We start from the raw sequence: 3956 nt of genomic DNA on the forward strand, positions 1-3956 counted from the left end.
CGAAAGTCGTTGCTGGCATATTGGATGCCCCGGTCGCTGTCGAGGATCACCCCCGCTTGCTTGCTCGGATGGCGCTTGAACCACGCCATGCGCAGCGCATCGATGACGATGTCGCGGCTCATGTCGCCCCGCAGCGACCGGCCCACCGCCTGGTGGCTGAACAGATCGATCACCACGGCCAGGAACAGCCAGCCTTCATCGGTGGCGATGTTGGTGATGTTATCCGCCCAGACCTTGTCGGGCTCGCTCACCGTGAACTCGCGTTCAGCGGACTCTTCTCCCCTCATGGCACGGTCACGAGAAACACGGGGTCGAAGCCGGCATTGGCCAGCCGGTCAGCCAGACGTGCGGCCAGCCCCAGATCCTGGCCTCGCACGAGCACCGGCATGTCGCGCGGCGCGTCATAAGCGACGTACTGGTACCAAGCATCCAGCATGGCGTCTTCAATCCCCTGGTCGCCACAACAGCCTGCACGCACACTGATTACCTTGCCAGGCAGGGTGCGCTCATGCGAAAGTGCTTGAGCTTCGGTCGCATACAAAGCGCCACGGGTTCGATGCGCAGGATTGACCGGTATTGCCCAAGGAGCGGGCAAGAACGGCACGCCGTCGTTGTCGAGCAAGGGCGTAACTACGCTCGGATGGAGGGTCTGGCGCGGAACGTCGGCTGATGGCTGGGCATGGGCCCCCAAACTGATGGCCAGGCCAAGCGTGGCGGCGATGATGAAGTGGTTCATGGTGGCTCCTCGGATGGATAGAAGTAATCACTGTCGCCATTGCTTGCTCCGGCAAGGCAATGCCGAAACGCGCGGATTAGTTGAGCCCTGCCGCCACCGTAGCAATGCCGGCCTGGGCGCAGATTTCGTCCTTATCGCCACCTGGCGCACCGGACACACCAATCGCACCAATCGTTTCCGAACCGGCCCGGATCGGCACCCCGCCGCCGATCGCGACGACGCCCGGGATCTGGCGTAGCGCCATGCGGTCACCGCTCGCCGTCGCGGCCGCGAACTCCTGTGAGGTCTGGTTGCGGACACGGGCCGTATAGGCCTTCATTCGGGCGAACTCGACGGTGGCGGGCGACGTGCCATCACCGCGCAGCGCCGCCGCCAGTTGCCCCGCCTTGTCGACGATGACGACGCTGACGCGGTACGAGGTCTTGGCGCATTCCTCGACAGCGCCAGCGATGATGACCTGCGCCATCGCCATGGAGACATTCCGCTCGGTCTGCGGCACTTGGGCGAATACGCCGCCAGACAGGCAGAGGGTGGCCATGGCAAGTGTCGATTTCAGTTTCATGGTGAGAACTCCTGGTTGGGAAAGTGAATCAATCGAACGAGCCTCGTCTTAGTCGAGGTTCCATTTCTTCTTGATGGCGGCGACCGTGCCGTCGGCTTGCAGCTTCGCCAGCGAGCCATCGAGCTTCATGAGCAGGTCGGCATCGCCTTTGCGCACTGCGAAGGCGAGATGGCCGATCAGAATGGGCTGGTAGCCTTCGACCAGCCGAAAGCCCGTTTTGCCGCTGGTGCGCAGGAAATAGTTCAGTTGCAGCTCGTTCTCGACAACGCCGTCAACGCTGCCGGCTTCGAGCTTGGCAATGGATTCGGGTATCGACGCTGAGGGCGAAAGGTCTGCGCCGGCATCCTCCAGCGGCTTGACATAGGAGCTGCCGCGCGATGCCGCGATCTTCAATCGCTTGAGGTCGGCGACAGACTTGTAGGCCCCTGTGTCCGATGCCTTCACCAGCAGCCGATCCTGGTAGCGGCCGTAGGGACGGGTGAAGTCGACAACCTGCTGGCGCTCGGGCGTGATGCCGAACGAGCCTGCAATGGCGTCGATTTTCTTGTCGAGCAACGAGCGTTGCAGTTCACCGAACGGCATCGGCTGGAACTCGACGGTCAGCCCCGCATCGGCGGCGATCGCCTGCATGGTCTCAACGGCAAACCCCTCTGGCGCCTTGGTCTGCGGGTTCAGTCCGGACGCCGGCTGGCCCGCCGGGGTGATGCCGACTTTCATGGTGGCCTGGGCTTGGGCGTGCGATGAAGCAGCCATGGCGCCTGCCATCAGAAGGCCCGCGATGGCCTGGTTGATTTCTCGTCTGTTCATGACCTGGTGCCGCTGGCATGGCGGATGTCTGTGGTGGTGAACAGAACGATAGGCATGGACGCCCGCGCTGAACACTATTCGGAAGTGCCAGTGCAGTGCATGCGCCAACCCGGGAGATGGGTTCCAAGCTATTGTTTTGCTTGATGAAAGTAGAAAAAAGCAGGCAGCTCCCAGGTGCCGGCACCAAAGTACAGCTAGCCATCAGGGCGTAGTTGCTGCATGCTGGCGGTGTTTTCCGGGAGGGTGCAATGCGCAGTCGTCGAGAATTTCTGGCCGTCGCCGTTGGCGCCGCTGCTTCGCAAGGTTTTGCAGCAACAATGGTGCGCATGCGGCGCATCGGCTGGCTGACCGCTCAGCGGGCTGGCAGCCTGACCACCTATCTTGAAGCGCTCCGGCAGGGTCTGGCGGAACAAAAGATCGCCGAGGGACAGAGCGTCGAGATTCTCTATCGCTATGGTGACGATGAATTGGGGCGGGTGCCGGAAATGGCACGCGATCTGGTGGCCAAGGAGGGTGAGCTCTTGATCGTCCCGGGGGCGGCGATCCCGGCAGTCCTCAAGCTCGACCTGCCCGGACCTATCGGGTTCGTGACGAGTGCCGATCCCATCGCCGCGGGTTTTGCGAAGAGCCTGACTGAACCCATAGGCAACTGCACCGGCGTGACCTTCATGGGCTTCGAGTTTCTCGGCAAGCGCCTCGAACTTCTAAGGGAAATCCTGCCGCGCGCCCGTCACGTGACGGTGCTCGGCAATCCGATGCATCCGGGCTCCGATATCGAGCGTGCATCATCCGAAGCCGCCGGTCGCCGCCTTGGCATTTCCGTTGACTTCATCGCTACGCTTACCAGCGATACGCTGGAAGCCGCCCGCCCCGCGCTTGCCCGAATCCGCCCGGACGCCATTTCGCTGCTGCCCGATGGATTTGCAATCGCCCACCACCAGGCGATCATGGCGATCGCGGCCGACTTGAAGATCCCGGTCATGTCGGGTTGGCCGGTGTTCGCCCATGCCGGCGCGCTGTGTACCTATGGGCCGCGGCTACCCCAGGTCTACCGCCGCGTCGCCTATTACGTCGCACGCATCCTCAATGGGGCGAAGCCGGCCGACCTGCCCATAGAACGGCCATCGCAGTTCGAGCTGATCCTGAACCAGAGAACGGCCCGCGCCTTCAACCTCACGTTCCCGCGCGCGATCCTCGCCCGCGCGGACGAGGTAATCGAGTGAGACTGTCCGTGGCGCGGCTCCTTGAAGGCTTTCGCCAGCTCAAGCATCGTCTTTCGGCCAAGGTCGCGGTCGCGATCATCGGCGTCGCCGCCGCGGTACTCATCGTCGCTGGATGCTTGAGCCTCTGGCTGCTCGTCAGCGCGCAGATGGCGACAATCGCCGCCCTGCACCAGTTGCAGGCGGAAACGGCGGCGCTAAAGATTCAGCACTTTGTCGACGACCTCGAATCGCATTTGCGCTGGCTGATCGCACCGTCGTGGGCGAGCACCACCGAAGAAGATCGGCGGGTCGACGCATTGCGCACCCTGCGCGCACTGCCACCCGTCAGCACCCTGCGATTGCTGGACCCGCAAGGCCGGGAGCAACTGCGGGTGTCCCGGCTGGGGCCGGACATCGCTGGCACCGGCACGGATCTCAGCCGCACGGATGCCTATGTCACGGCGCGGCAACAGGGGCGCCACATCGGCCCGATTTATTTTCAGGAAGGATCCGAACCGTATGTGACTATCCACGTGGGTGGCGTCTCCCCTCGACAGGGTAGCGTCGTAGCGGATGTCAATCTCAAGTTGATCTGGGACATTGTCACGGCCCTGCGCATCGGCGAGGCCGGCCGTGCCTTTCTCGTGGA

Annotated in this window: 6 protein-coding genes; 2 read left to right on the plus strand and 4 right to left on the minus strand. The window is 63.1% G+C overall.

Annotated features, from left to right (window positions below; translation table 11 throughout):
* The 4 genes from Q0239_RS13745 to Q0239_RS13760 all read right to left on the minus strand — a co-directional run.
* On the minus strand, nucleotides 1-287 hold a 287-nt coding region (locus Q0239_RS13745), incomplete at its 3' end, for a DDE-type integrase/transposase/recombinase (protein ID WP_298603818.1).
* Nucleotides 284-736, minus strand: a complete 453-nt coding sequence (locus tag Q0239_RS13750; RefSeq protein ID WP_298603820.1) for a hypothetical protein — start codon at nucleotides 734-736, stop codon at nucleotides 284-286. The genes Q0239_RS13750 and Q0239_RS13745, both read right to left, overlap by 4 nt.
* Before the next feature lie 76 nt (nucleotides 737-812).
* The gene (locus Q0239_RS13755) at nucleotides 813-1298 is read right to left on the minus strand and encodes a heme-binding protein (protein ID WP_298603822.1); all 486 of its coding nucleotides are present in this window, start codon (nucleotides 1296-1298) and stop codon (nucleotides 813-815) included.
* A 48-nt stretch (nucleotides 1299-1346) separates the two neighbouring features.
* Nucleotides 1347-2105, minus strand: a complete 759-nt coding sequence (locus Q0239_RS13760; protein ID WP_298603824.1) for an ABC transporter substrate-binding protein — start codon at nucleotides 2103-2105, stop codon at nucleotides 1347-1349.
* Nucleotides 2106-2353: 248 nt separating this feature from the next.
* Here Q0239_RS13760 and Q0239_RS13765 point away from each other — a divergent pair, with 248 nt between their 5' ends.
* A complete protein-coding gene (locus Q0239_RS13765; RefSeq protein ID WP_298603826.1) occupies nucleotides 2354-3328 on the plus strand; it encodes an ABC transporter substrate-binding protein in 975 nt (324 codons plus the stop codon).
* 8 nt (nucleotides 3329-3336) lie between these two features.
* Nucleotides 3337-3956: cache domain-containing protein (locus tag Q0239_RS13770; protein ID WP_298603828.1), on the plus strand; the 620-nt coding region annotated here is incomplete at its 3' end.

The sequence above is a fragment of the uncultured Sphingorhabdus sp. genome (assembly GCF_937872355.1).
In the GTDB taxonomy this organism is placed as follows: domain Bacteria; phylum Pseudomonadota; class Alphaproteobacteria; order Sphingomonadales; family Sphingomonadaceae; genus Sphingorhabdus_B.